The organism is Opitutus sp. (assembly GCA_024998815.1).
Taxonomy (GTDB): Bacteria; Verrucomicrobiota; Verrucomicrobiia; order Opitutales; family Opitutaceae; genus Rariglobus.
In genome coordinates this window covers 596234-620725 of record JACEUQ010000001.1, presented here as the reverse complement: position 1 = coordinate 620725, position 24492 = coordinate 596234, and the positions used below count along the sequence as shown (strand labels likewise).

19 protein-coding genes and 1 pseudogene are annotated in these 24492 nt (G+C 61.9%); 5 read left to right on the top strand and 15 right to left on the bottom strand.

The annotated features are described in order from the left end of the window. Positions 1-3 precede the first annotated feature (3 nt). The 4 genes and pseudogenes from H2170_02655 to H2170_02640 all read left to right on the top strand — a co-directional run bounded on the left by H2170_02655 (position 4) and on the right by H2170_02640 (position 3869). Positions 4-1164 (top strand): cytochrome c biogenesis protein ResB, encoded by a 1161-nt coding sequence (locus H2170_02655; protein ID MCS6298991.1) that lies wholly within the window; start codon positions 4-6, stop codon positions 1162-1164. Positions 1165-1212: 48 nt separating this feature from the next. Next, positions 1213-1617: a GxxExxY protein gene (locus H2170_02650; protein MCS6298990.1), complete on the top strand. Its 405-nt coding sequence runs from the start codon at positions 1213-1215 to the stop codon at positions 1615-1617. A 66-nt stretch (positions 1618-1683) separates the two neighbouring features. Beyond that, positions 1684-3534 (top strand): cytochrome c biogenesis protein CcsA, encoded by a 1851-nt coding sequence (gene ccsA, locus H2170_02645; GenBank protein ID MCS6298989.1) that lies wholly within the window; start codon positions 1684-1686, stop codon positions 3532-3534. A gap of 146 nt (positions 3535-3680) precedes the next feature. Next, positions 3681-3869 (top strand): annotated as a pseudogene (locus H2170_02640) (transposase). A 23-nt stretch (positions 3870-3892) separates the two neighbouring features. Here the strand turns inward: H2170_02640 and H2170_02635 are convergent. From H2170_02635 to smc, 5 genes are all read right to left on the bottom strand, one after another. Then, on the bottom strand, positions 3893-4339 hold the full coding sequence (locus H2170_02635) for a DUF5069 domain-containing protein (protein ID MCS6298988.1): 447 nt from the start codon (positions 4337-4339) through the stop codon (positions 3893-3895). A gap of 97 nt (positions 4340-4436) precedes the next feature. Continuing rightward, positions 4437-6401: a 1-deoxy-D-xylulose-5-phosphate synthase gene (locus H2170_02630; GenBank protein ID MCS6298987.1), complete on the bottom strand. Its 1965-nt coding sequence runs from the start codon at positions 6399-6401 to the stop codon at positions 4437-4439. A gap of 61 nt (positions 6402-6462) precedes the next feature. Then, positions 6463-6711: an exodeoxyribonuclease VII small subunit gene (gene xseB, locus H2170_02625; protein ID MCS6298986.1), complete on the bottom strand. Its 249-nt coding sequence runs from the start codon at positions 6709-6711 to the stop codon at positions 6463-6465. A gap of 138 nt (positions 6712-6849) precedes the next feature. Then, the gene (locus H2170_02620) at positions 6850-8892 is read right to left on the bottom strand and encodes a hypothetical protein (protein ID MCS6298985.1); all 2043 of its coding nucleotides are present in this window, start codon (positions 8890-8892) and stop codon (positions 6850-6852) included. An 18-nt stretch (positions 8893-8910) separates the two neighbouring features. Continuing rightward, on the bottom strand, positions 8911-12825 hold the full coding sequence (gene smc / locus H2170_02615) for a chromosome segregation protein SMC (protein MCS6298984.1): 3915 nt from the start codon (positions 12823-12825) through the stop codon (positions 8911-8913). A gap of 165 nt (positions 12826-12990) precedes the next feature. On the opposite strand from smc, the gene glnS reads away from it, so the two are divergent. Then, on the top strand, positions 12991-14799 hold the full coding sequence (glnS, locus tag H2170_02610; protein MCS6298983.1) for a glutamine--tRNA ligase: 1809 nt from the start codon (positions 12991-12993) through the stop codon (positions 14797-14799). A gap of 10 nt (positions 14800-14809) precedes the next feature. Here glnS and H2170_02605 read toward each other — a convergent pair whose 3' ends face one another. The 10 genes from H2170_02605 to H2170_02560 all read right to left on the bottom strand — a co-directional run bounded on the left by H2170_02605 (position 14810) and on the right by H2170_02560 (position 24238). Beyond that, positions 14810-15574: an RDD family protein gene (locus tag H2170_02605; protein ID MCS6298982.1), complete on the bottom strand. Its 765-nt coding sequence runs from the start codon at positions 15572-15574 to the stop codon at positions 14810-14812. After that, positions 15571-16611, bottom strand: coding sequence for a stage II sporulation protein M (locus H2170_02600; protein MCS6298981.1), 1041 nt, complete (start codon positions 16609-16611; stop codon positions 15571-15573). Before H2170_02600 ends, H2170_02605 begins: the two co-directional genes overlap by 4 nt. After that, a complete protein-coding gene (locus H2170_02595; GenBank protein ID MCS6298980.1) occupies positions 16608-18035 on the bottom strand; it encodes a DUF58 domain-containing protein in 1428 nt (475 codons plus the stop codon). The genes H2170_02600 and H2170_02595 overlap by 4 nt, the downstream gene beginning before the upstream one ends. A gap of 15 nt (positions 18036-18050) precedes the next feature. Further along, positions 18051-19016, bottom strand: a complete 966-nt coding sequence (locus tag H2170_02590; GenBank protein ID MCS6298979.1) for a MoxR family ATPase — start codon at positions 19014-19016, stop codon at positions 18051-18053. Beyond that, a complete protein-coding gene (locus H2170_02585) occupies positions 19013-20251 on the bottom strand; it encodes a DUF4350 domain-containing protein (protein MCS6298978.1) in 1239 nt (412 codons plus the stop codon). Before H2170_02585 ends, H2170_02590 begins: the two co-directional genes overlap by 4 nt. Further along, positions 20248-21894 carry a hypothetical protein gene (locus H2170_02580; GenBank protein MCS6298977.1) on the bottom strand — a complete coding sequence of 549 codons (1647 nt, stop codon included), beginning with the start codon at positions 21892-21894 and terminating at the stop codon, positions 20248-20250. Before H2170_02580 ends, H2170_02585 begins: the two co-directional genes overlap by 4 nt. 41 nt (positions 21895-21935) lie before the next feature. After that, entirely contained in the window at positions 21936-22307 is a 372-nt protein-coding gene (locus H2170_02575) for a rhomboid family protein (protein ID MCS6298976.1), read from the bottom strand. Beyond that, the gene (locus tag H2170_02570; protein ID MCS6298975.1) at positions 22304-22831 is read right to left on the bottom strand and encodes a hypothetical protein; all 528 of its coding nucleotides are present in this window, start codon (positions 22829-22831) and stop codon (positions 22304-22306) included. Before H2170_02570 ends, H2170_02575 begins: the two co-directional genes overlap by 4 nt. Positions 22832-22858: 27 nt before the next feature. Further along, positions 22859-23302: a hypothetical protein gene (locus H2170_02565; GenBank protein ID MCS6298974.1), complete on the bottom strand. Its 444-nt coding sequence runs from the start codon at positions 23300-23302 to the stop codon at positions 22859-22861. 156 nt (positions 23303-23458) lie between these two features. Continuing rightward, positions 23459-24238 carry an RDD family protein gene (locus tag H2170_02560; protein ID MCS6298973.1) on the bottom strand — a complete coding sequence of 260 codons (780 nt, stop codon included), beginning with the start codon at positions 24236-24238 and terminating at the stop codon, positions 23459-23461. Positions 24239-24492: the final 254 nt, after the last annotated feature.

Sequence of the window (24492 nt, the reverse complement as noted above, 5' to 3'; positions counted from 1 at the left end):
GCCATGTGCGACATCTGGAATTCGTTCGTGAAGTTTTTCACCTCGTTGCAAGTGACGGTCGTCCTGCTGGCGCTGTCGATCGTGCTGATCTTCGCGGCCACCCTCGACCAAGTGAACCTGGGCATTTGGGCGGTGCAGGAGAAATATTTCCGCACCTTTTTTGTGCTCTGGGACATCAAAGGTTTCCCCGTGCCGGTGTTTCCGGGCGGCTACTTCATCGGCGGCCTGCTCCTGCTCAACCTGGTCGCCTCGCACCTGTACCGATTCAAGTTTAGCTGGAAAAAATCCGGTATTTTCCTCACCCACGCCGGCCTGATCATTTTGCTCGTGGGCGAACTGCTCACCGGCCTGTGGCAGGAAGAGTTCCAGCTGCGCCTCGATCAAGGTCAGACGCGCAACTACTCGGAAAGCTACCGTGACAACGAGCTGGCCATCACCGACGTCACCGATCCGCAGTGGGACCAAGTGGTCGCCATCCCCGCCGAACACCTGCTTAAAAACGAGCCGATCCAGCACGAGCGCCTGCCCTTCCGAGTGGTCTCCCGCAGCTACTACCCGAATGCAACGATTCAGATGCGCGAACAATTGGGCAACGTCAGCACGCCCCCGCCGGCCACCCGCGACATCGGGGCCAAGCTGGTGGTTATGCCGATGGCGATGACCTATAAGCAGAACGAGCGCAACCTGCCCACGGCGGTCGTTGAGTTGATCGGCCCGGGCAACGCCTCGCTGGGCACCTGGGTGGTTTCGAGCATGCTGGCACAGCCGCAGGTCTTTGACTACGCCGGCCGGACCTTCCGCATGGCGCTGCGCCCCACCCGCGCCTACAAGCCCTACTCGCTCACCCTGCTGAAATTTTCCCATGACCGCTACATGGGCACCGAGATCCCCAAGAACTTCGCCAGCAAAGTGCGCCTGCACTCTGCCGACGGCAGCACCGACCGCGAGACGCTCATCTACATGAACAACCCGCTGCGCTACGACGGCCTGACCTTTTATCAGGCGGGGTTTGATAACAACGACACCACCACGATCCTCCAAGTGGTGCGCAACCCCAGCTGGCTGCTCCCCTACATTGCCTGCATCCTGATGGGCCTGGGCCTAAGCGTCCAATTCAGCATCCACCTCTTCGCCTTCGCCAACAAGCGCCGCAAAACCGCCTGAGGAAAGAACGGCATTTTTAACGCAAAGATCGCAAAGGACGCAAAGGCCATGCACCCGAACTACCAGAAAGCCCAAGCACTCAGCTCCGAAATAATCGGTGCGGCTATTGAGGTTCACAGGCATAAAGGTCCCGGCCTGATCGAGAGCATTTATGAAAAATGCCTCATGCGTGAACTCCAACTGCGCGGGATCACTGCAGTCAGCCAATTGGTCGTTCCGATTGAATACAAAGGCTTCATTTTTGAAGAACCCCTACGTCTGGATGTTTACGCCGAAGGCTGTGTCATCGTCGAAAACAAAGTCGTGGAAAAAATCCTGCCCGTCCACCGTGCCCAACTCCTAAGCTACATGCGACTTCTCAACGCGCCCATTGGACTCATCTTCAACTTCCATGAAGCCACCATTAAAAACGGTATGGCGCGGATCATACTAAAGGGTGCCGACCAACCCTAAGGCCTCTCTACTTTGCGTCCTTTGCGATCTTTGCGTTAAAAAATCAGTTTCTCTCCACCCGTCCCGATGTCCTTCAAACGCCTCATTCCTGCTCTCGTTCTCCTGCTCGGTGCGCTTTACCTCGCCAGCCCGCTACTGCGGCCGACCAAATCAGACTTCAACCTCGACGGCTTTGGCCGCATTCCCGTTGTCGCCAATGGCCGCACCAAGCCGCTCGACAGCGTCGCGCGCAACACCCTGCTGCTCCTCCAAGGCCGCCAGCGGGTCGTCACCCCCGACGGCACCAGCCTCACGCCCTCGGCCTGGTTGCTCGACGTGTTTTTCCGCCCGGATCGTGCCGACACCTACCAGCACTTTGAAATCGTCAACCCCGGCCTGCTCGATGTCTTCGGCCTCAAGATCGAAGACGGTGACGGCAAGAAGCGTTTTTCCTACCGCCAGCTAACACCCAAACTCGAAGAGCTCGATCGCCAAGCCGGACTGGCCGAGGGCGTCGAGTCAGCGGTGCGCACCCCGTACCAGCGCGCGGTGGTCAACCTGCGCAACCACGTCATCTTTTACCAGCAGCTCAAACACAGCGTGGTCATGCCCGACGGCTCGGATTTCCTCGCTGAACTGCTGCGCCTGCAAGACAACCTTGAGGCGGGAATCGAGGCGGTGCGGAGTCGTGAAACCGGCAAGTCGACCAACCCCGAACTGGCCAGTTTCGTTATGCAAATGGGATCCAAATTCCTGCGCATGGACCAAATCGGCAGCCTGCTAGTGGTGCCGCCCGCAGCGGGTGCCGCCGACACGCACTGGTCGAAGGCCGGCCAAGCGCTCCTCGGCACGTTCAAAAACACTTCAGTTAACGTCCACGCGCTGACCTTCGCCGGGCTGCAGCGCACGTGGACCCAACAGAACGCCGAGCAGTTTAACACCCTGCTCGCCAAGCAGCGCGCCGAGGCCGAAAGCTCGTACGCGGATGTTTTAAAAAAGACCGACGCCGAGGTGCGCTTTAACCAAGCCGAGCCGTTTTACACCAGCATGACGCTCTACGTGCTGGCCTTCTTGCTGGCGGTCTTCTCGTGGCTGAAGTGGCCCGATGCCCTGCAGCGCAGCGCGTATTACTTGGTGTTGCTGGCTTGGGTGGCTACGACCACGGGCATCCTTTTGCGCATGTGGATCGAGGGCCGTCCGCCCGTGACCAACCTGTATTCTTCGGCGCTGTTCGTGGGTTGGGGCAGCGTAGGGCTTTGCCTGATTTTGGAGAAAATCTTCCGCAACGGCATCGGTTCGGTGGCGGCGGCGCTCACCGGGTTTTGCACCCTGGTAATCGCCCATCACCTCTCGCTCACTGGCGACACACTGGAAATGATGCGCGCGGTGCTCGATTCCAACTTCTGGTTGGCCACGCACGTCGTGGTGATCACCATCGGCTACTCGGCCACTTATCTGGCCGGGTTCCTGGCGATCATTTACGTGGGGCGCGGTGTGTTCACCCGCTCGCTTGATCAGGCCACGGCCGATTCGCTGAACCGGATGGTCTACGGCATCACCTGTTTTGCCACCCTGTTCAGCCTGGTGGGAACGATCCTGGGCGGAATCTGGGCTGACCAGTCTTGGGGGCGCTTCTGGGGCTGGGATCCGAAGGAAAACGGCGCGCTGATCATCGTGATTTGGAACGCCATCATCCTGCACGCGCGCTGGGGCGGTCTGGCTCGTACCCGCGGGATCATGGCCCTGGCGATTTTTGGCAACATCGTCACCAGTTGGAGCTGGTTTGGCACGAACATGCTCGGCGTCGGCCTGCACAGTTACGGCTTCATGGATCAGGCCTTCGTTGCCCTGGTGGTGTTTGTCGCCTCCCAGCTCATCTTGATTAGCATGGCGTACATCCCAAAAGCCCAATGGCGCAGCGCCGCGTTGCTGCGCTAGAGCCCAGCCCTCTGATACGATAGAAAAAAATCACTTCAATTCATGGTCCGCCTGATCGCCCTTGTCGTCATTCCAGAAAGCTTGATGCCGACAAGGGCTATGACTCCGCTGGTAACCGGCGCGAACCGGGAAAACATGGGAGTGTGCCTCGGATAATCCGAAGCGGCATCGAGAGCTCAGAGCGTCTTGGCCGAAATCGATGGGTGATTGAGCGGACGATCAGTTGGGTTATTCGCTTTCGCCGTCTTCGAGTTCGCTATGAACGTCGTGCCGATAGCTACCCACCCATCCTGTTGCTCGCCGCAGCTACTCTCACCGGGAGTTTCCGGCGATAGCAGCGCAGTATTTTAAGGAGCTCTTAGGCTTTGCCGCCGAAGCTGACGTAATCGTCCAGATCGAGCAGCTCGAAGAAGGTCTTGATGTCCTCACGACCCGGGGCGGTTTCCGTGATGCGACCAGCCATCCACATGTGCATATCCGCCGAACCAGGCCCATTCTGCTCAAGCCAAGCCGACCAGGCGACGACTTCGACCGGGGATTTACGGGCTTTTTCATTAACCCAGGCGAGCATCTGGGAGTCGGTAAGTCCGCTCTTGATGGCGGCCAGCATGGCCTCGTGGTCAATGCCGGTGAAATCGAAGAAGCGCCGGTCGAGCGAACAGTTGTAGTGATATTCGCCGCCAGTGCCGGCGAGCACTGCGCGGGCCTTGTCGAGCAGGCGTGGCAAGTGGGCGTAGCCGCCAAGGCGGACGCGGGCACTACGCGGGGCATGTTGAGTGAGATTGGGAGCGAAGGCGTTGATCATAAGAATTGGCCCCGCACGCAAACAGGCCTCCACCAAAACGCAAACTTCCCGCAACGGACGCCGGAAAACGCCGGACGTACGCAGACTTTGGTTACACTCAGGCGCTGGCATCAAGACGGCTCGCCGCTTGATTGCGCCAGCGGTCCAGCACGCGCCGGTAAATATCGTCGGGCGCAAGCCCGTAGGCAGCCCGCAAGATTTCCTGGTTTGTGCCGTGCTCGACAAAGCTGTCCGGCCAGCCGATGCGTTCGACCGCCGCAGGACAGTCGGCGTCTTGCAGCGCCTCCAGAACCGCGCTGCCAAAGCCACCCGCCAGGACGTGATCCTCCATCGTAACGATCAGTGGAATACAGGCCGCGTGGCTGAGCAGGAGCGTGCGGTCCAGGGGTTTGACGAAGCGGGCGTTGACCACGCCCACCGAGAGCCCCTCGGCTGCTTCTATCCGGGCAGCAAGTTTTAGCGCATCGTGCACCATACTGCCCAACGCCCAAATCATGATATTGGAACCGGGCTTTAATAACTCGGCTTGGCCCACCGGAAGCAGGGCGGGCTGAGTTTTGATTTTAACCCCGATACTGGCCCCGCGCGGGTAGCGGATGAAGCCGGGCCCGGGCAGGTGTAAACTGGTGTGCAACATGTCCACGAGCTCGTCCTCGTCCTTGGGCTGCATGATCGTGGCGTTGGGCACGGGGCGCAGGTAGGCGAGGTCGAAAAGGCCGTGATGGGTCGGGCCGTCGTTGGGCGAAAGGCCGGCGCGGTCCATACAAAAGGTCACGGGCAGGTTTTGTAGCGCGACGTCGTGGATAATCTGGTCGTAACCGCGCTGCATAAACGTGGAGTAAATCGCCACCACCGGTTTGATGCCCTTGGTCGCCAGACCGGCGGCGAACAACACCGCGTGTTCCTCGGCGATGCCGACGTCAAAAAACTGCTTCGGGCACGCCGTGGCGAGGTGCGACAACCCGGTGCCGCTCGGCATGGCACCGGTGATGCCGACGATCAGCGGATCGGCCTGGGCGAAACGCACCAGGGCCTTGCCCATGACATCCTGATAATTGGGAGCGGGCGGCGTGGCGGGGGCAACCGAGGGTTTGAGGCTCTCCCCGGTCAGCGGATCGTAGGGGCTGGCGCCATGGAATTTCTCCGGATGGGCGATGGCGGCGTCGAGGCCTTTGCCCTTCTTAGTGAGCACGTGCAGGATCACCGGCGTGTCGCTCTGTTTGGCGAACTCCAGGTTTTTGACCAACTCGTCGATGTTGTGGCCGTCGATCGGCCCTAGGTAACGCAGGCCGAATTTTTCAAACAGCGAAGACTCGACGATGAAGTCCTTAGTCTCGCGCTTCCACTTTACCCACATGCGGTGCATGTCCACGCCGCCGGGCAGGCCGGTGAAAAACTTCTCCAAATCGTGATGAACCTTGTTGTAGGTCGGGTGGGTGGAGAGGCGGTTAAGGTACTTGGAAAGCGCACCGACATTCTTGGCGATCGACCACTCGTTGTCGTTGAGGATAACGACCAGGCGCTTGGTCGAGCTCACCACGTTGTTGAGCGCCTCCATGGTGATTCCGCAGGTAAACGCCGCGTCACCGCACAATGCGACCACATGCTCACTGGAGCCGCGCAAATCGCGCGCAGTGGCCATGCCCAACGCTGCGGAGAGCGCGGTGCCGGCATGGCCCGCACCGAAAGAGTCATGTGGACTCTCGGCGCGGTAAAGAAACCCACTGGCGCCACCCGTCGTGCGCAAATTTTTAAAAAAATCACCGCCGCGTCCGGTGAGCAGTTTGTGGACATAGCCCTGGTGGGAGACGTCGAAAACAAATTGGTCGTCAGGCGTGGTGAATACCCGGTGCAACGCGATGCTCAGCTCGACGACGCCCAGATTAGGGCCGACATGGCCGCCCCTGTTGGAGGTGACCGCGATGATCTCACTGCGCAGTTCAGCGGCGAGCTGGGCGAGCTGCTCGGGCGCAAGGGCCTTGACGTCGGCGGGACCGCGAATGCCGTCCAGCAGACGGGGCGAATGAGGTGCCAGGGCCGAAACGGCAGGAAGCGTGTTCATCAACGAAAAAACGGGAGGGGCAATGAAGCCGGTGGGAGGCGATTGGTTCGGCAAGGCAGGCTCAGCTTTCGCGTTTGGTCTCGAAGGGCAGCAGGGAAGCGGCTCCATCCTTGGCTTTTTTAAGCTGGTCGATCTTCAGCTCAGCCTCCTTGAGGCGAGCCTCGCAGGTTTTCAGCAAGCCGTTGCCCTCTTCAAACTTAGCCAGGAGTTCAGCCAGTGGCACGTCGCCTGATTCCATGGATTCAACAATGGTTTCAAGACGGGCGAGGGCGACCTCGAAGGACGGGACGGACTTGGTTTTGGCTTCCACAAAGGGCCAACGTTGGGAACGCGGTCGGGGTTTTCAACCAAACTTTAGCGAACCTGACGACGAGTTCCGACGACCGACTGAACGGCGAATGGGAATGGCCAAATTTGGATGAAGGAAGCCCCCCTTTAATCGGCGGTGCTATTGCTGCGCTGGGGGCTTGGCGCCCCACTCTGCCAGAAGATTTTGGGCAACCCGGTAATCCGGCATTTTGGCGACCAACTCGCGCAGCACCAGCAACGCTTCGTCCTTGAGTCCACTGGTGTGCAATTCGCGGGCGACCTCAATGACCTGCGCCCCCCGCAGGCGATCACCCGTCAAGTAACGGCGCACCACCGAGCGCAGCGCAAGCGAGTCCCCTGCGCGGCCGTTGAGGCGCACTTCGGCCAGCGAAAGATCCTCTTCCCTTGAGCTCAACCAGGCCGGCTTTGCCCGGCGCAAATCACGAATCGACTGCAACGCACCGGCGAAGTCTTTTTCCTGGGATAACACGTCCAGGCGCTTGAAGAAGTCCGCCTCGCCCAGTACCTCCCGCACTGCGGTTGCCGCCGTCGTCGAAGGAATGCCCGCAGCGGCTTTCAGCGGGGGCAATTTTGGCGGACTCGGTGGGCGTGCCACCGCCGCAGCCAGGGCGGTATCCAACTCCCTGCGGCGCGACGCGGTGGCGAGCGTGGTCTCACGCTCCTTGGTGACGACATCGGAGGCGATGCGTGTATCCAATTCCTTGCGCATCGACTCCAAAACCGTGTTTTTGGGGTAAACTCCTTGGGCAAAGGTGATGAGCTCCCGCGCCGTGGTCAGCCTTCCAGCTCGCTGCAGATTACCGACCAGGCTTTTGTATAAACTAAGCGGGAACTGCCGCCCCCGCACCAAACTCACCAGGTTCGATTGCGTACCCTCGGAGGGATCGAGCGCGGCTTGGATTTGCGCGTTCATCAGTTCATACCACGCATTCGAGGCCGGGTCTTTTTTGGACGTTGCAGCCAGTTCACTGAGCACTCCCGAAGCGTCCCGCCAATCCCCCCGGGAAATCAGCGACTGCACCAACGAGCGCCGCAGCGCAGTCAGCTCAAAGCCCTGTTGGCGCGCAAAGACGATCACCTGCTCGATCAAATCCCGCTCGGCAATTTCAGCCAAGGGCGCGGCCAGCATCTGCAAGTATTGGGCGGTACTTCCAAACCGCAGAAAGAACGAATCGAGAACCCGCCGTGCTTCGTCGTGTTGGCCGGCCAAGACGCGTTGCACGATGCCATAAACATACGGACGAGGATCGGTTGGAGCTAATTGGCGCAGGGTTTCCAACGCCTGCCCCATCGCGGCCAAATCCCCGGCCTCCCGTGACGCCCGCACTTGCAACCGCAGAATTTGCGCGTCGGGATTGGGCCCAACTCGCTCGGCCCAATCGCGCAGAAAACTCACCGCCTCGCCCGGTTTATGGGCGGACAACAGCGCCAACACACGGAGTTCGCTGATCGCCGGATTGCGGCTCTCACCTTCAGCCTCCGCCAAGGCGAGGGCCTCGGCAGGGCGCTCGGCGGCGATGAGCGCACGGAGCTTTTCTTGAATTAACCACCGGCGATCTCCGGCCAGCGCCGGATTATTGGAAAGCTTTGCGAGCGCCTGATCGCAGGTGCGCAACCACCACTCAAAATCCTCGGATTGTGCCGCGACCTTGATCATCGCCTCAACGTAATCGCGGCCAGGATAAACCGCCTGCAATCCTCCGTCGTACACCGCCATCGCCTGCTTGCTCGCCTTCATGGCCAAGTAGAGTTCGGCGAGCACCAAACGCCCCTTGATTTCATCTGGGTTACGGGCAATGCCGACTCGCAACTTGGCCACACCCGCACCCCAGCGCTTGGACTTTATATCGTCCAGCCCTTCCGCGATCTGGGCCTGTCCACGGAGTTTCCCAATCCCACTCCAGCGCGTCGGCAAAATCAGATCCGTGTACGTGACGTAGTTATACGGACGCCGTTCCAACAAAACCCACAACGCGAGCGCCCCGGAGAAATACCCCAACACCAACAGGACCGATAACCAGGCCACGACGCCACGCAGGCTGATTACCCAGCCGATCCTGCGGCCGCCGGGACTGCGCGCATAACCGCCAAAAAGCCCGAATCGCCAATCGGCCGCTACCATCGATCCGTTCCAGCACAGTTTGATCTTGGGTAACTTCATAACGGCTCGACTTCAGCTTCAGCCGCCAATCGTGCTTTTCGCGCCGCGCACCGACTCGGCGATGTTTTCCTGATGGGTTTCAAGGTCGCCCTTGTTGGCGCTGAACTTCATCGAAACGGTCTTGGAGACGCCGCGTTCCTCCATCGTCACGCCGTAAATCGCCTGCGCGGCCGAGACCGTGCGCTTGTTGTGCGTGATGATGATGAACTGGGAATTATCCACGAACTTGCCCAGCAGGTTGGTGAAACGCCCGATGTTCGATTCGTCGAGCGGAGCGTCCAATTCGTCGAGCAAGCAGAACGGCGAAGGTTTCACCATGTAGAGCGCGAAGAGCAGCGCCACCGCCGTCAGGGTTTTTTGGCCACCGGAAAGCAGCGTGATGCCCTTTAACTTGGTGCCGGGCGGTTGAGCGGTGATCTCGATGCCGCTCTCCAGAATATCGTCGGTCATAACCAACTCCAAGTTTGCGATACCGCCGCCAAAGAGCGTCTGGAAGGTGTAAACGAAGTTCTTCTTGATCTGGTCAAAGGTGATCTGGAACTGCGTCATCGAGGTCTGATTGATCTCGTCGATCGTCTTAATCAAATCGGCCTTGGCGTTGTTCAAGTCGTCGCTTTGCCCCTTCAAGAAGTCGTAGCGCTGCTTGAGCTCCGCGTATTCCTCGATGGCACCGGTGTTCACCGCACCCATGCTCGCCAGCCGCTGACGCAGGGCGTCCACCTCGACTTTGATCGAACTCCAGTCGGCGGATTTCTCCAACGCGACGAGATCATCCTCGGTGGGATCGGGCTTGGGCCCCTTCTTCTTGCGACGTTTAACCGGCGCAGCCTCGGCGGAAGCGGGTGCGGAGTCGGAGGACGGTTGATCGGAAGGCGTGGCAGAAACTTCGCCTTCCGGCCCAGATGGTACCGATTGAATACTCAAGGCTTTGGACTCCAAGCTCACAGCTCTTAGCTCAGAGCTCTTTGCAGCCGGCTCGGCATCCTCATCCTCGTCGTCGTCGAGATCGAGCATCTTGAGGTCGGGGGGATCATCTTCGGAGCGCCACAAAATCGCCCGCCAGTCGTACTGGCCGACGCGGATCTGGAACTCGCGTTGCACGTCCTCCTCAAGGAACTGGGCGCGCGACTTGTTCTGGGCCAGCGCCACTTCGCAACGGCTGAAATCGGCCTGCGCCTTCTCCGCGTCCGTGCGGATGCCGTCCTGCGAGTTTTCCACCCCACCGATTTCGCGCTCAACATCCCCGAGTTCGATGCGGATATGCTCCACCTGCTGCTGGGCAACCACGAGGGTTTCGGCGATCTGCGCGGCGCGCGACTTCTGGTTGCCGCTTTCCACTTCCAGCGAGGCAATCTGGTCGGTCCACACCTCCACCTCTTGCTGGCGCTGCACAAGAATCGCCGAGAGCTGGTTGCGGCGGCGTTCCATGTCGGCGATACCGCGGTCGAGCACTTCGACCTTCTGGCGGCAATCAGCCAGATCAAGCCGGGCCTGACCGAGGTTTTCACGCTTCATGTCACGATCGGCACGCAACTCGGTGAGGCGCGTCTCCATTTCGTTGATGCGGGCGCGACCGGCCTCAACTGCGGCGTTGGCATCAGTGAGCGCGGTGCGGGCGCGCTCGAAGCGGGTCTGGGTCTCGTTGCGCTGGGCTTCGAGTCCCTGCAGCTCCGATTCCATGCGGTTGGCCTTGGTGCCGAGCTCGTCGAGTGAACGCTGGGCGTTGCGCTCCTCGGACTGCACGGTGGCAACGTTCTGCGAGGCCTCGAGCACCTCGGCGCGTTTTTCTTCGAGCGTGGACTCGGCTTCAGCCAGACGCGTGCTGAGACTTTCGATGACCGCCTTTTGACTATCGTGGGCGAGTTGGTCGTCGGCGAGTAGCCGCGCGGTCTCCCGCATATCGATCTCGCGCTGGACGATGCTGTTGTTGGATTTTTTGGCGAACCCGCCAAAAATAAGTCCGCGCCGGTCGACCACTTCGCCCTTGGCGGTGGCCACAGCGAGGAATTGGAAGGTCGGATTATCGCGCCAGAAATCGAGGAATGCGTGAAGGTTTTCCGCCACATAACAGGCGCCAAGAAGCGCGGTCGCAGGATGCGCCGGGTCGTAGTTAACCAGTGCGGCGGTGGCCGGAGTGAGCCCCGGCGGCAGCGCGGTGACATTGGAAATCTCGGACTTGAGCGTGGAAATTTGCAGGACGGCGGCGCCGATCTGCTCGACCTCAAGCTGGGCGAGGATTTTCTGGGCAGTGCCGACATCGGCCACGTTAATCGCCTCAACGGCGGACCCGAGCAGCGCTTCCACCGCCTTGGCATGAACGGGCTGGATTTCCAAGCCGTGGGTGATCGGGGTCGCCTTGGATTCGCCCAAGGCAGGCGCGAGGCGGCCTTGGAGAATCGCTTTCGCGCCCTCGCCGAAGCCCTCGAACTTTTCCGCCAACTGTTTGAGCAGGTTCAAGCGCGCGGTACGCTGGGCGAGTTGGCGGTCGATATCCTGGAGTTTCTTCTGCCCGTCGCGGAATTCGCGAGTGAGATCACCTATTTGGATCTGCACGTCCTGCGCCTCTTGGTGGGCGCGGGCTTTGGCGACCGTGGCCTCCTCCACGCGAGCACTGAGCTCGGAGAGTTGTTGCGCGGCAGATGACTGCTGCTGGCGCAGACTTTCCAGTTCGTTGGCGACGGATTCGTGCCGGTGCGCGGAGGTTTTTTGGTCTACCTCGTAGCTGGAACAATCGGTACGCAAGCGGGCCACATTGCTCTCAAACTGGAGGATCTGGAACTTGGTTTGCTGCAACTCCTGCTCGAGCTTGGTGGCTTCAGCCTCGACCACCGCGAGCTCGCGGTTGCGGTCTTGGAAAACGGCGTCGGAGCCGCCGAGCAAGGCCAACTGCATCTGTTTATCCTGCGCACCGGTGTCGACCTGCGACGACAGTTCGTGGAGTTGCATATCGAGCTCGCCCAAGTTGGCGCGCGAAGCCTCCAAGCGATCGGAAAGCCCGGAGCGTTTGATCATGGAAAGGTTAGCGGCATTCTCAGCCTGTTCCTTTTCCGAGCGTAGATCGAAGACCGCCTGCTGGGCCTCCTGCACGCGCTGGTTGAGCTGGGTACGACGGGCCTTCTGCCCCTCGAGGGCGGACTGCTGCTGGTGCAGGTGGGTGCGACGAGTCTCGGCGGCGGCGCGCAACTGAATGACCTGCTCCTCCAAATGCGCCAAGGTCGTGCTGACCTGAGCGTAGTTGCAACCGTGATGAGCCAGCGCGAGGTGACGCAGGCGCCAGATGAGTTTTTTATAGCGCAGGGCCTTGGTCGCCTGACGCCGCAGCGAGCCGATCTGGCGGGCGATTTCCGTCACCACGTCGGCCACGCGGACGAGATTGGCGTCGGTGAGCGTGAGCTTGGACAGGGCCTCCTTGCGCTGAGATTTGTACTTGGTGATACCAGCGGCCTCTTCGAACACGGCGCGTCGCTCCTCGGGTTTGGAGGACAAAATCTGGTCGATCTGACCCTGGGCCATGATCGAATAGGACGTGCGGCCGATGCCGGTATCCATGAACAGCTTTTGGATGTCCTTAAGGCGGCACGGCTGACCGTTGAAAAAGTACTCGCCCTGGCCGTCGCGGTGGACGCGGCGCATGATTTCGATCTCGTGAAACTCGCTGCCGAGCTGTTTTTCGCAATCGGTGAGCAGCAGCGAAACCTCGCACATTTGGGCGGGTTTACGGGTGTCGGCACCCTCGAAAATGACATCCTGCATTTTGCCGCCGCGCAGGGCCTTGGCGGACTGCTCACCCAGCACCCAACGGATGGCGTCGGCCACGTTGGATTTACCGCAACCGTTGGGCCCGACGATAGCGGTGACGCCGGGTTCGAAACGCAGAGTCGAGGGGTCGGCAAAGGACTTGAAACCGTGGAGCTTGAGGGCCTTGAGATACATGAAAAGAGACGGGCATTGAGACGCCGCCCCCGCCTGCGGCAAACGCAAATTTCGGGACCTTATTCACAACCCGCGCCGAAGTCCGCCCTGAACCGGATACGTCCCCGTAAGGAACTCTAAATGTAGCGTTGCCGACGGCCTCCGCGCCCTGCAAGTTGCGCCTTTATGACCGTTGAGACCAACGCCACGCCCGCTCCCGCCACCCCCAGTGACTTCATCCGCGACATCGTCGCCGCCGATCTCGCCGCAGGTCGTCACCAGAAGATCGTTACGCGTTTCCCCCCCGAGCCCAACGGCTACCTGCACATCGGCCACGCCAAGTCGATCTGCCTGAACTTCGGCATCGCCCGCGAAAACAACGGCACCTGCAACCTGCGCTTCGACGACACCAACCCCGCCAAGGAGGAGCTCGAGTACGTCGATTCCATCACCACGGACGTCAACTGGCTGATCGCCGGCTGGGCCGAACACTGCCTCGGCGTCAAAGCCAAGGGCGCCCACCCCGCCGCCCAGACCGTCAACGGCCGCCCCGACCACTACCTGGCTCCTGTCTCGCTCCCAGCTCCCAGCTCCCAGCTCCCAGCTTCCGCCGTCGAGCCGTTCTTCGCCAGCGACTACTTTGAACAACTCTACGCCTACGCGCTCACCCTCATCGAAAAGGGTAAAGCCTACGTCTGCGACCTCAGCGCCGAGGACACCGAGGCCTATCGCGGCTCCCCGGAAAAGCCCGGCCAGGACAGCCCTTTCCGCAACCGCTCGGTGGCGGAAAACCTCGACCTGTTCCAGCGCATGCGCGCCGGCGAGTTCCCCAACGGCGCCCGCTCGCTGCGCGCCAAGATCGACATGACCGCGCCCAACATGTGGCTGCGCGATCCCCTGCTCTACCGCATCCGCCACGTTGCCCACCACCACGCCGGCGACAAGTGGTGCATTTATCCGCTCTACGACTACGCCCACTGCCTGAGCGATTACCTCGAAGGAATCACCCACAGCATCTGCACCCTCGAATTCGTCGACCACCGCCCGCTCTACGACTGGGTTCTGGAGAGCCTCGATCTCCCCCGCGCCCTGCCCCACCAGTACGAGTTTTCCAAACTCATCCCCGGCTACATGATCGTGTCAAAGCGCAAGCTGCTCCACCTCGTGACCGGTAACGTGGTCACCGGCTGGGACGACCCGCGCATGCCGACGATTTCCGGCCTGCGCCGCCGCGGCATCCCCGCCTCCGCCCTACGCAAGTTCGTGATCGGCGCCGGCGTCACCAAGTTCGACGCCCTCACCGACATCGCCGTGATGGAGCACGTGGTCCGCGAGGAGCTGAACGGCCTGGCGGTCCGCCGCCTCGGCGTGCTCCGCCCGATCAAGATCGTCCTGACCAACCTCGCCGAAGGTGAAGTCATCGAGTGCGACGCCACCAACAACCCCCAGGACGAAACCCCGACCACGCGCAAGGTCGCCCTGACCCGCGAGGTGTTCATCGAGAGTGATGACTTCGCCGAGGTGCCCCCGCCCAAATATTTCCGCCTCAAGCCAGGCGGCGAGGTTCGCCTCAAATACGCCTGCATCATCAAGCTCGACGAAATCGTCAAAGACGCCGCCGGAGCCATCACCGAGCTGCGCTGCACCGCCGACCTGACCACCCGCGCCGGCGGCCCCAACTCGGACAAAAAGGTCAAAGGCACGATTCACTGGGTAAGCGCCAGCCACAGCATCGCCGCAGAAGTGCGCGTCTATGACCGGTTGTTCACCGTGCCCGAGCCAGGCGCGGAGGAAGACTTCATGAAAGTGGTCAACCCGCAGTCATTGGAAGTGATCACCGCCCGTTTGGAATCCTCGCTGGCAACGGCGACGCCCGACGACCGCTTCCAGTTTGAACGCGTGGGCTACTTCGCGTTGGACAGCAAGGACAACGCCCCCGGCAAGCTGGTGTTTAACCGCACAATCTCGCTCAAGGACGCCTGGACCAAGAAGTGATCACAGCCCCCTAGGATTTCTCCCGATACAGCACGTCGACCACGTTTCGGATTTGCTGCTCGTCGGTCAGCCCGTCCAGCAGCGCATCGGGGATCTGTCCGCAGCGGCGAAAATGGGCCGCCAGTTCCGCGTAGAGTTTCAGGCGCGGGGCGGGCTCGATCTGTTCTCTGCGCGCCAACGCCTGCCATGCCGCCCGGGCCGCCTCGGGTGAGGCCTCGCGTCGCAAGCGGGCCACCAGCCCAGCCTGTCCACGCAATGAATTATAGCGCTGCTCGCCCATCACTGCGGCATCCGGGGCGGGCTCCAGCGCTTCATGCACCACGATCGTGCCCGCCGCGAGATCACCCAAGCGCTGCCCGCGCACGCTCACCAGCGAGGCAATTCCGCCCACCGCATAGGCAAAGGGTAGACAATCAACAAAACGCATCAGGTTTCTCACCACACACTGCGCAAACGTGAGCCGCAGCCCTTGCGCATCCACCACTCTCAAGCGCATCACCCGCTTGCCCAGGGTCTGTCCGCGCCAAAAATAGTCCATGACCACGTCGTAAGAGCGCGATAACACGAAATACATCACGATCATCACCCCTTGGCTCGCGTCATGGCTGATCAACTTCAGCGGCGCGAGGATCAGTGCGAGCAGACTCCATGCGCTTGAGATCAGTGCCCAGTCGATCATCAAGGCCCCAAGACGCAGCACCGGACTGGCAATGCGAAACGCAAATGAAACGCCCTCCGGCGTCGTCACCCGCAACCGTCTCCCGCTTGTTCTCATAACCGCTCCTCCTTGCTGTCTGTTTTAATGGCCGGCGGGTTTGCTTGGGTTGCCGCACCCGAGCGCGTTAGCCACCAGATCAAGGCCACCAGTTGAGCCGCCCCGAAAGCGATCTTGGCCGCATAGGGCAGCGCAGGCTCATGGTGCTGGGATAAAAACGACTCGATAATCCCCGCCCACACCAGCAGCAGCGCGGTTCCGCCGCAAAGCGTCGCCACATCCGGCACCACCGCGCGCAACCGCGCCCCGAGCGGCTTGCGTTCCCGCCGCCCGATCAGGGCGCCCGCGATCACGAAGCCCGCCTGCCCGCCGATCAACATCGCCGGTATCTCCACCGAGCCATGCGGGAGCAGCCAGCCGGCCAAAAACACCGATTGGCCCGCATTCACGTAATCGAACACGACCGCACCGAGGATTACGCCGTTGTAAAACATCAGCACCACCGTTCCCACGCCCGCGCTCAACCCCAGTGCCATCGCACTGAGCGTCACCTGCGTGTTATGCACCATGAGCTGTCCGGCAAAGGTCGCCCGCGCGCTCTTCGCTTCAGCCCCATTCTCGCGCTTCTCCTCATCCTCGACTCGCTTCGCAGGATCCCCGTGGAGATGCGAAAACGGCATGATGACCTCCTTCGCCTCCGCATCAAAAGCCAGCGCCAGCCCGCCAAAAACCGAACCCGCCACCATTAACGCCAGCGCAAACCAAAACGCTGCCGCCCGGCGTCTCACGGCCTGCGGAAACCCCCTCGCCAGCCATGTCCAGGGCTGAACCCGTACCCCACGTGAACGTTGCCCGTGGATCTCCGCATATCCGCTCGCCACCAATCCCTCGAGATATCCCCGCACGCCCGGGTCGGCCGCATACGTGCGCAGGCGCGCTAGATCCGCGCAGGCGCGTTGATAAAGACCGTCCAGTTCGCGCGCCTCGTCCACCGGTAGCACCCGCCAAGGGTCCTCCGCCAACTGGCGAAGCATGCCATCCAGTCGCTCCCACCTGGGCCGTTCCGCCTGGATAAATCGCTCAAGATTAATGATCACAGCGCCTGCCTTTGTTTCACTTTCAAATATTGGGTCAGCAACTCCGCCGCAAACGACTCGTTGCGCAACAACTGCACCGCCACGCCGGTCGGCTTCAGCCGTTGCGCCAGCGCGCGCGCCTCCGTCCAGCGCAGGTGCCCGGCGAGCCGGCGATAGACCTCGTCGGCCGAGCCCGCCTCCGCCCCGGTGAATAACGGCGCCACCTCCCGTGGACATAATTGGTTAACATGCACGAGGTGCTGCCGCGCCAGCAGGGGCAGGTGTTTTGAAAAGTCCTCCGCCACCACCGGATCGCTCAGATCAGTCAGGATAAACACCAGCGCGCGCCGCCGCAGCCGCTGCCGCAGTGATCGCACCACCTCCGCCGCATCGGGACTCGCCTGCCCCGGTTGCAGCGCATGCACCGCGTCCCTGCACGCCCCATAGTGGCGCGTGCCGCCGCCCGACGGCAGGAACACCCGCACGCGGTCATCATAGACCACCAGACCGAACCGGTCGCCTTGCCGTTGCGCCGCCAACAACAAAACCAGCGCCGCCGTGATGCTCCGCTCCAGCGCCGTCACCTCTTTGCCCTCATGCACCACCGTGCGGGCGCTCAGCCGCGAGGCGTCGATCACGACATGAATTTCCTGGGTTCGCTCGACCTGAAAAACCTTGGTGATCGGCTTCCCCCGTTTGGCCGTCGCCTTCCAATCGATCTCATCGAACCCGTCGCCCGGCATGTACTCGCGCAATTTCTCGAAATCCCGCCCGCGTCCCACCTGCCTGCGCGCACGCATGCCCCACGGTCCGCGATCAAGGAACAGAACCGACAAGGCACGCCGCTCGGAGAGTAAGTTCGGCATCACCCGCACCTCGGTCGCCAGCGCGGTGCGCCGCCGCAGTTCCCAAAATCCCCACGGACTGGGGCGAGCTAAGCAAACCAACAGGCCGCCGAAGCGTCCCCGCCTTGCCGGGGTGATTCGCCACTGCCCCGTTGCCCTCGCCGCTTCCGGCGGAAACACCACGTCGCGCTCCGCATCCTCAACGGTAAAGACCGACGGCGTTGCCAGCGCGATTCGAATGCCTGTCCGACTCCCCTGGATACCGAAAAAAACCAACGTCAAGGTGCCTGGGCGGTCCTTGGTCAAACGCAGGACCGCAGGGCCTTCCACCTGCTGCCAATCATCCCGCCGCAGACCCATGGCAAGGTCGAGCAACACCACCAGCCCGAGTGCGCCGCTTGCGATCAACCCCAGCGGCGCCAGCTCCGGCAACGGCCCCGTCAGCACAGCGAGTCCCAGCAAGCCGAGAGTCCACGCGAGTAGGCGCGGCGCGGGCACGACATGGAGTTTCCCGGGTGACGGCACGACGACACCCGCAACGGGGCGAATCGTCGCGCCGTCGTGCGTCTCCCGCTGCGCCTGGGGGCCGGATGGGGTCATCGCAAGGTCGTCGGTTCAACGAGGGACCGCCACCTGTTCGAGGATGCGCGCCAGCACTTCCTCAACCGTCACCCCTTCGATTTCAAACTCCGGCCGCAGCACGATGCGGTGCGCCAGCACCGCGATGGCCAGGCCGCGAACGTCATCCGGCGTGGTGAAATCACGTCCGGCGAGCGCCGCCCGTGCGCGCGCGCCAAGCAGCAACGCTTGGGTCGCGCGCGGTCCCGCGCCTGTCAGCACGCTTTCGTGGGTGCGCGTGGCGCGCACCAGATCGACTGCGTAGGCCACCAGTTCCTCCCGTAGCAGCACTTGCTCCAGAGTCGCCCGCAGCCGCTTGAATTCGCCCGCGCCGAGTAACGGCCGCACCGCGCCCCCGAGCAGGCGTTGCTCGGGGCTCTCGCCGGCAAGCACCCGGCGGGCGAGCTCCAGTTCGTCGTCACGCCCGGGCGTATCCATGCGGATCTTGACCATGAACCGGTCCTTCTGCGCCTCGGGCAACGGATAGGTCCCCTCGGAGTCGGCCGGGTTTTGCGTCGCAAACACGGTGAACGACTCGTCGAGCGCGTGCGTTTCACGGTCGATGGTCACCACGCGCTCCTGCATCGCCTGCAGCAAGGCTGCCTGCGTTTTGGCCGGCGCGCGGTTGATTTCGTCCGCTAGCAGGAAGCTCGTGAACACCGGTCCGCGCACCAGCGTGAACGTGTTGGCCTGAAGGTTAAACACGTTCGTGCCCGTGATGTCCGCGGGCATCAGGTCCGGGGTGAACTGCACGCGGCCCGAAGGCACGCCCAGCACATGGCCGAGCGTGCGCACGAGCAGCGTCTTAGCGACGCCCGGCACGCCCTCGATCAGCGCATGCTGGCGGGTGAGCAGGGTAATCAGCGCAAGCTCCACGACCGCGTCTTGGCCAATGATCACCTTGGCGATTTCGGCACGGGCTTCGTTGAGAGTCTGGGTCGCTGACTGGAGTTCTTCGTTCATGGGATTCGTTTAGGTGAAAGGGTGCGTGTCGTCGTGTTGTAGGCCGCGACCGGGTCGGTCTCGTTTTCGGGTGGTGGCGCCCCGACAAGTCGGCGTTGGTCGCCCGCCGTCGCGCTCGGTCGCCAGGCATCGACGCAAGAGGAGAATAGTTTTTCCGGTGCAACCGCGCGGCGCAGCAGCGCCTCAAGGCCTGCCGTGGGCGCGACGGTTATCCGCACCTCTTCGTCCTCCTCAAGGATCGGTGTCAGCGGCGTCGCGCTGCGCCATATCCACAACCCCGCAAGCACCAGCGCGATCAATGCCGCCCCGCCTAAACCGTAACGCCGCGCCAGCACGGCCACGCCGGACTCAACCTCGATGCCAAGATGGGTTTCAACGAAAACGATCCGCTTCGAGTCTCCGAACAGGGCCGCAAGCACAGGGGTCGCCCGCTCGCGTTGCACCGCCTCGTTGCTGAGCACAAAACTGTCCGCCAACACCGTCACCGAGCCTTTCCCCCGCGCACAGTCCATCATCACCGGCTCCGTGCCCCGCCGGTAAAGCACCCGCCAGCCATCACCGGAACGGGGCATAAAAAACAAATCCGAGCGCCAGCTCGTCAACTTGGCCGGCCACGTGGCGTGCGCCTGCCCGCCTTTGACCGCATCGGCCTCCCCGTTGTGCTGGACGAGCTCGCGGCGGCCCAGACGAAAACCCCAACGACGCTCGTGCTGGGTCGCCAAGTGCGGTGACCGCGCCGGGGGCTCGGCCGACGCTTTGGAGGACTTTTGGCTGGCGTCGGGTTTCGCGGACTTTTCCCCTGTCGTTTTTTCATCGGGAAGCAGCCACGGATCGGCGCGAATTTCCAGCATACGCCGGTTGTCATTCGGCTGCGCCGCTTCCGCATGCCACGCCACGACCACGCGGGCCCCTTCGATCGCCAACCGGTCCAACGCGGTCCAGTCCTCTTCATTGAGCCCCGCCTCGGAGTTTTCCTGAAGACCGACCACGAACACCAGCGACCCTGGGCCTGCCTGCAAGCGTTCGATTGGTCGCATCCACCGCACCACGTCGCGCTCGGGCAACAGCAGGGCCGCATCGTGCAAGGCGCGAAGCCCGAGCGGATCAGCCCGTAAGCTCGAATATTCGGGAAACACGTCTCCACGCGAAATCCGCAGCCGGTAAAGCGCCGCAACCCCAAAAAAGAGACCCAACGTCAGCACGAAGACCACCAGCCAAAGTCCGCCTCGTTTCATCGCTTTTGCCCCTCCTCACGTTCCAATTCAGCCAGCCACGCCCGCACCCGGTCCTCCTCGGCGTATGCACGCCCATACCACACGCATTCAAACGAAAGCCTGCGCGCGCGAAACCCCGTTACCACCTCGGTGCGCCCCGCCGCGCGTCGCGCGAGCTCGTGCTCGTAGTCGAGATTGGTTTTGGCCCGCGCGAGGCTGACCAGCCCTTGCGCCGCCAGATTGGCCAGCGAGCACAGGTAAAGCGCGCGCAGCGCCAGCCGCCACTCACCACGCGCCAACTGGGCCCGCGCCAGCTCCAGCCACTCGTGCGAAGGCAGCCGCGACGCCTCCAGCTTCTCGTCGTTCAAATCGGGCGCTGCTGGCACCGCCGACATCGGCGACAGGAGGCGCCGTGCAACCGTCTTTTTTCTCCAGCTCACCCACAAAATCCAAATCAGCGTCAGCAGGCACAGCCCCAGTAAAACGTAGAGCACGCCGCGCATGATCGCCCCCAGGTCCGGCCCCTGCGCATTGGTTTCCTTGGGCTTGGGCGAGTCCTTGTTTTTTCCACCGAAATCCTTGAGCCAATCGACGAGCTTGGTGATGGCGTCGTAAACATCCTTCACCACCTGCACGACCACCTCAAAACCTTGGCGAATGAAGCCCTTGATCAAACCATCCTCAACTCCCGCGCCATCCGAGTCCTCGACGCCAGGCAGCGGCTGCAGGCTCCAGCGGAAATCACGGCCTTTTAGCGCTTCGTCCAACGCCTTGTCCACTTGAGCAGGCGAGGTCTGCACCGCTTCCTCCGCCCGCAAGCCTCCCGGGGCCAAGCTCATTCCGGTGAACAGGTTCAATCCCATCGCGAGCACTAGCAGCCGCGCCGCCTTCGCGACGCCCGCGTTACCCGCCGGACGGCGCAGCTCCAGACTCAAATCTTCCCCCGTGTGCCGCGCTTCACCGTAAAAGGTCCTTAACACGTGATACGCCTTCACCAGGGGATCCACCGCCAGCCAAGTCAGGATCGTGACCAGAGCCAGCAAGGTGCTGTTCACCACCGACCAACCGCTGAGGCCGAACATATTATCCAGCCCCAAGAGCGCACGCGCCAACCAGGGAACAGCGTAAAAGACGGTCGCGATATTGATCCACACGCACAGCCATACGCCGCTGAAGAGCAGCAACGCGACGTGCGGGGGCCCCGGCCAGCGCAACGCCTCCCGCCACGCCCGCCGCGCCAGACTTTCGTTGCCCGCATCCGGCGAGGCCGCCAGCGCCGTGACATTCTCGAAAAACATCCAGGTCGCCGCCGCAGGAAGCGTCAGCACGCCGGCAATGGGCAACAGCGGCAACGCCCACCCCTGCACCTGCGCCTGCCTGCCCGCCGTGCGCCTCAGACCGCGCCACGACAGCGGAGCCGCAGCCTCCCCAAATCGCACCGCCCGCAGTTTTCGGCAAAACTCCGCCTGCGCGACCTTCAGCCATAAAAAAAGCGCCGCCAGACCCACGGCTCGCCACAAAATCGTCTCCGGTCGCGGCGCAAACCAGCTGGCCGTCGCCCAGAAATGCCCCAGCCCAAGCACCCAGGGAACCGCGCCCGCAAGGTAGATCACCCACGCCGCAGGCGGTGCCGTCCGCAGGAGGTGCACCGCCTCCTCGATCAATTTGGTGGCACTCGGATCCGTGTTTTTTTTAACGGCCTTCATCACTGCCCAAAGGTCTTTTTCCACACCTGGCCGTCATGAAAATCCACCGGAATCGCCGCCAGTAACCGTCCCAGCGCATAGGCCCCGGCCACCAGGCAAACCAACGAGCCGAGCGTCAGGGCCAAGCGACGCCAGAAGCGCCCGTTGAATTTGCTCGGGGCTGCGACCCGTCGCACCCCAGCCACCTGCAAGGTAAAACACGGCCCGCAATACAACCGGTCTTCGTGTTCCGTGACACACTCGCGGCAGAAGCCTCCCGCGCACACCGAGCAACGTCCCACGGCTTCCCGTTCCTCATGCCGCGCACACCGACGTCGCAGCGCGGCAGGAATCCCTGTTGCAACCGCCGGAATGACCGCGCCCCGGGTCATGTCGGTAGCGCCTCATCCGCTACGATTCCGCTCGCAGCGGCTTGAACCGTGGCAGCGGTACGGGCAGCCGCCTCGTCACGTTGCGACTCGTGAATCATCGGCACCAGTCGTGCGAGCAACTTGCGGGCTTGGCGGTGGCGGGCAACGTTCACCCATTCCGACTTCTGCACCGCCGTGACCACGTGAAAGTGGCAATTGCGCGCCAAAAATAAGCCGTAAAGGAGCACCATCACCGCCAATCCCGTGAGAATGGAAAACACCACGGCCGCCGTGTCGCCGAGTAGAATCAGTCCGCCAAAAAGAAGTGCTAAGCCGAGACTCACCCGGGTGACCCAGCGCGCCTGCCGGCTGGGGCGAATGAAAAATCCCTGCACATCGCGCAACCACACGCGTTGATATTGCTCCGTCACCATAGTCGCCTCGATCTGCAACACATGGTCGGAGGCCAGCCAAAGGCTGAAATAGGTGCCCACGCCGCCGCGACGTCGCACGAGTTTTTGGTAAAGTCTGGGTTGGCGGGCCATGTCGTCAGGTTGCTCCGGGTAACCGTCTCATTTTTTCAACCACAGGGCGATGCCCAGCGCCAGCCACGCGCTCATCTGCAACGCCGCGATCAGGATCGCCCAAACCAAGCGCGCGCAGCCCGGGCGCACCAAGCTGCGCGGTTTTCGCCAGCCGTAGATCGCCACGACCATCGCCATGGGGGCCGTTACCAGAGTGACCGGCCAGACCAGTATCGGCAGAATCGCCAGGCTCATCGCCATCGCATCGTAAGCCACCAACTGATCGGCTTTCACCGTCGTTTTTTTGCGGCCGGCCGAAACGCACGGCGGGCACAGCTTACGGCCCTCGTCGCCAGTGACCTCGCACACGGCGCAGACATAGCGTCCGCAGCCGTCGCACACCGCCGCCGCCTGGTTCTGTGCATGAAAAAAACACGTCGCGTCGCCGTCCACGGAGCGCACCACCCGCGCCACCGTTCTTGGGCGGTGCATCGCGGGAAAAAGAACGAACTCCAGCGGCGTAGCACAGGAGTCGCAAAGGCCCTCGCCGTGCCCGGCAATCCCGATGAGCGGCACCTTGCATTTCGGGCAGGGTGGCGCAACGGGATGAAGCGCTGGAGGCACGAAAGCGGACATTTCCGAAAAGTCTTATTGCCCGCGCACGTCGAGCACCCGCGTATCGCACACGCGATCATGTAGAGCCCGCCGCTGTTCCTTGTCGAAAGCGGCCATCAGATAGCCGATCAGTAACGTAATTGAGCTCAAATATTCGGCGAAATGACGCCCCACGATCCGCCCCTTGCTCAGCTTGGAGCCGTCTGCTCGCACCAGACGCAAACCAAGCAGCTTTTTACCCGGGGTGGCGTCGTTTTTACGGATAAAAAACAGCGCATAACACAGGGCGAAACCGATACCCGAAAGTTGCACGACAACCTGGAGGAGGATCGCCGAGGCACTTTTTTCACCTGCCGCGGCCCCTGAGAACAGCGCAGCGAAGGCTGCGGTAATCAGCAGCGTCAGTCCGAGGTTGATCAGCCCAACGATTACCCCGTCGACAAACTTGGCCATAAAACGCCGTCCGAAACTGGCATAGACCACGTCGCGGGGGAGGCTTACCCCTTCACGTAAACGCTGGAAAAACTCCTCTTTGTGCTCGGAGCCCACCCAGCGGCCTTCGAACTCCAGCATGTCTTTTTTAGGCAGACGTTTCCCGCTTACGGCGCAAACCGCCATCTCTGCATCGGCAGAGCTGGCCACGACTGCCCCTGAATTCCCCGAAGTGACGGTTCGATACGCACGCCAGTCAGGCCAACCCTCCGTCCAGACTAGGGTGTCCGGTTGCACGGTTCCCGTGCTCACCAGACGGTTAAACTCATCATCGGAAACCGGGCCGTTTTGTTGGCCGCCAATTGCGTAATGCCATGCCATAATGCGCGTAGAAGGAGACGCCTCACACGCCGCTGGCAACACTTTGCTAAACAAACCTGCGTTCAGGCGGTAATCTGAAGCATGCCCAAAATTTACGGATATTGGCTCGAGTAGGCCGTACCCTTCAATTTGTCGGATCAAACCACTGCAATTTAGCCGCAAAAGAACGCAAGGAACGCAAAGAATAGGACCTGTATTGCTATGCGTTCTATGCGTTCTTTCGCGGCTAAAAGGATCGAAGTTTTTTTAAGAAC